Origin of the sequence: Peribacillus sp. NPDC060253, from assembly GCF_042727425.1 — a bacterium.
In the GTDB taxonomy this organism is placed as follows: Bacteria; Bacillota; Bacilli; order Bacillales; family DSM-1321; genus Peribacillus.
Window position 1 is genome coordinate 1 of record NZ_JBHXAS010000227.1, and the last position, 3,409, is coordinate 3,409.

Annotated in this window: 3 protein-coding genes; 1 reads left to right on the top strand and 2 read right to left on the bottom strand. The window is 39.5% G+C overall.

Features of this window, described 5'->3' with window-relative positions; genetic code table 11:
• Positions 1-175 precede the first annotated feature (175 nt).
• Entirely contained in the window at positions 176-481 is a 306-nt protein-coding gene (locus tag ACFWE9_RS26340; protein ID WP_377359592.1) for a hypothetical protein, read from the bottom strand.
• Between the two features lie 584 nt (positions 482-1,065).
• Between ACFWE9_RS26340 and ACFWE9_RS26345 the strand changes: the two genes are divergently transcribed.
• Positions 1,066-1,419 carry an alpha/beta hydrolase gene (locus tag ACFWE9_RS26345; protein ID WP_377359593.1) on the top strand — a complete coding sequence of 118 codons (354 nt, stop codon included), beginning with the start codon at positions 1,066-1,068 and terminating at the stop codon, positions 1,417-1,419.
• A gap of 407 nt (positions 1,420-1,826) precedes the next feature.
• Here ACFWE9_RS26345 and ACFWE9_RS26350 read toward each other — a convergent pair whose 3' ends face one another.
• Positions 1,827-3,386 (bottom strand): class I adenylate-forming enzyme family protein, encoded by a 1,560-nt coding sequence (locus tag ACFWE9_RS26350; protein WP_377359594.1) that lies wholly within the window; start codon positions 3,384-3,386, stop codon positions 1,827-1,829.
• Positions 3,387-3,409 lie beyond the last annotated feature (23 nt).

Consider the following 3,409-nt stretch of genomic DNA (forward strand, 5'->3'; position numbering starts at 1 on the left):
CTATAATATAAAGAAAATATAAATTTGTGTAATTGTACAATTGTGTAGTTGTGTTAGAATTAAAATGTACAAATACATTTAAAAAAAGCCTACATCCTTAAAATCAGGATGTAGGCTTTTAATGTTCTAATTCACTTACTAATTTCAGGAGGATATTGTATGAAACTATGCGCAATTAAGATGATGATCGCCCAGGTGTGTGATTTGGAAGTTGTGCAGAGACCGTATTTTTTTTCTTGTTAAAAGTGGCAGTTTCTACTGTTGCAGTCAGTTCGACTGGTTCAGGCTCCACCTCTTCAGTAGTTGCTTCCGTCCCTATATCCGTAAACATGACGGCTATGATAAATAGGATCAATGATACAAGCATAAGTCCCAACATCATAAGAGCTTTCTTGAATTTCTTCTCCACCAAGAAAACAATCGCCGTCACAAGAAGAGCGCCTGCTCCAAAAAAAAATAAAAATGCTAATATATCTGCCATTCTCTCTTTTCCCCCTAGATGCTCTATCCAAAACAACTCATTTTACCATCACAGGAAGAGGTTAGAAAGTGATTAACACAAAATACAACCATGGAAAATTATGGGTGAAATCAAACTTTGAGGCTGTTATCCCTTGCTTTGGAACGAAAGGGTCGGTGCGGCTATATTTGTATTGTTGCAAAAATCATTCTCTATAGTTAGTTTACTTATTTGTATTTGTTAACTAAATCTAATATGGCGATTCTATGATATCGGACTTATTAAACTTTTGTTGGTCTGCGAACCTATCCGATCAAGTGGAACTGCAGTTGACATGTGAGCCTAAACCATTGCCAATCATGAAAATCAATCCAGCTATGGTACTTGTCCATATTTTTTTAGAGAAACATAAGTGTTGTAATCCTTTTTGCAGAGAACCCTATAATTGATCGCTTGCAACATACAGTCAAAAAGTTGGTCATGGGTACTATGATTCTTTTATGAGCATGAACTTTTATTGAATCTCTCAATGAAAATGAAACATTAAAAATGGCTGAAACTATTGATATATCGTTGCATTTACCTCAGCTACTCGTAATGGAGGAATGGAAGTAATTGCGGAGGGCGTTTTGGCTCGTTGGTTCAGGGCTCCATATATGGTGCAAGGGTCTGAAGAGCTGGATCAGGTGAGAAAGGTTCTTTTGTCAACTTCACCTGAGGGGTATGTTGAAGCCTGTGCAGCAGTCCGTGATATGGATCAACGGGACTCAGTCAAACAAATTAACGTACCCACATTAGTAATTGTTGGCATCGGGGATTTAGCAACTCCTCCATCTGACGGACAATACCTTGCTGAGCAGATTCAGGGCGCACGCTACGTCGAACTAGAAGGAGCCCACCTGTCCAACATTGAGGCTTCAGGGGAATTTACAACGGAATTGGTGGAGTTTTTGAAATAGAGCTAATGCACTGTTTCACTACCCATAATGAATGGAACTTTTTGAAGAAGTAGCGATTGAAAATGTCGCTGCTTTTTTCTAATTCGGTGCTTGTTATCGTCGAGATAATTTTTGTTCCGTCATTTCCACAATGGCGTATTTTACCCTTCTCTACCAATTCCACTTCTTGTACTCTCCCATATATTATTTCTTATTTTTACACTGAATATGGGATTGTCTTTAAAAGTACCTTGAGCTTGACGTAATTAATAATAGTACTTAAACGTGTAAAGTAGATATAATATACCAATAAACTTTATAAAAAACCTATTATCGATATTCCTATTCCTATTTGTCTATTTTGCAAAAAAATAGCAACTGCTTAATCAACGCAGTTGCTTTTTATCTTGTTTCCGTAATAGAAAAAATTAATTAATATGAAAGATTCCATTTCTATCATTTGCAAAGGAATCCCGCAATGTTGTTTTTAATATTTTCCCCGATGGGTTGCGTGGGAGTTCATGGACAAAGTCTACCGATTTTGGTTTCTTATAGCCGGCTAATTTTCCTTCGCAGTAACTAATGATATCTTCTGTTTTGAGATTAGCCCCTTCTCTTTGTACAACAATGGCTTTAACCGATTCCCCCCACACGGCATCCGGTACACCGATCACCGCAACATCGAGAATCCCAGGATGTGAATAAAGGACTTCCTCAATTTCACGCGGATAAATATTAACACCGCCGCTGATCAGCATGTCTTTCTTTCGGTCTACAATATAGTAAAATCCATCCTCATCCTGCAGCGCCATATCTCCCACTGTAAAAAAACCATGATAAAACGAAGCGGCGTCAGCATCCGGATTGTTATAATAGCCGTCTAAGTTGTACGGTGATTTAAAATACAACTCCCCTACTTCACCGTTCGAAACCAGGTTCTTCTCGTCATCCAAAATTACACATTCCACAAGCGGGAAAGGATGTCCCACTGAACGTTCCTTCCGGCGAATGTCACCCGGTTTAATGTTCAGTGTAATCGCACTTTCAGTCGAACCGTAAAATTCGTTCAAATAGGCATTTTTGAAAAATTCCAGAATATCCATTTTTGTTTGTGTCGGTAGCGGCGAGCCTGCTGAAATCAACACGCGCATAGAGGTGATGTCATGCTTTGTTTTTGTGTCTTCCCTCGTGTTGATCAAGAAATTGAACATCGTTGGTGCAAGGAACGTGTTTGTGATCTTGTATCGCTCAATGTCTTCAAGCACTTGTTCTGCATTAAATGATTCATGAATGACAAGGGTGCCGCCCACGAGCAGCTGCATGACAAGAAAAATCCATGGGGCTGCATGATAAACGGGCCCGGCAACAAGGTGGATATCTGATTCGTCGATCTTGTATTCATAAGCTGCGGCCATTCCTGTCAGTATTCGGGATCGATGGGAAATGACCACTCCTTTTGGCTTTCCGGTCGTACCGGAAGTGTAGCCCAGATAGAAAGTATCTTTCTCATTAACCTCTATGTTCGGTTCCGAATCACAGCCTGAAGCAAGAAAATCGACATACCCTTTTATATTTTCATTGGACGCACCACCCACAACCAGTACGGTGTCTAATTGAGAGTTTTTTGGAAGCAACTCTTGGGCAATCCCTTCATATTCTTTTGAAATAATGAATCCCCGGCTTTCAGAGTTTCTTAGTATATATTCTACTTCAGGTCCAACCAGGCGATAGTTTATCGGTACAATGATGACTCCGATTTTGGACAGCCCGGCCATGATCTCGACATAAGCAGCATGATTCTTTAACATGACAGCTACTTTATCGCCTTTTTGAAAGCCACGTTCCAAGAAAGCGTTTCCAATTTTGTTCGCGCGAATGTTTAACTCTTCATATGTCTTGATTGTATCTTGAAAAATAACAGCCGGCTTATTTTTGTACTTACTTGCATTTTGCTTTATAATTGTACCGAATGTCAGCATACTCTCCATCAGTCCTCACTTAAATCTGTCTC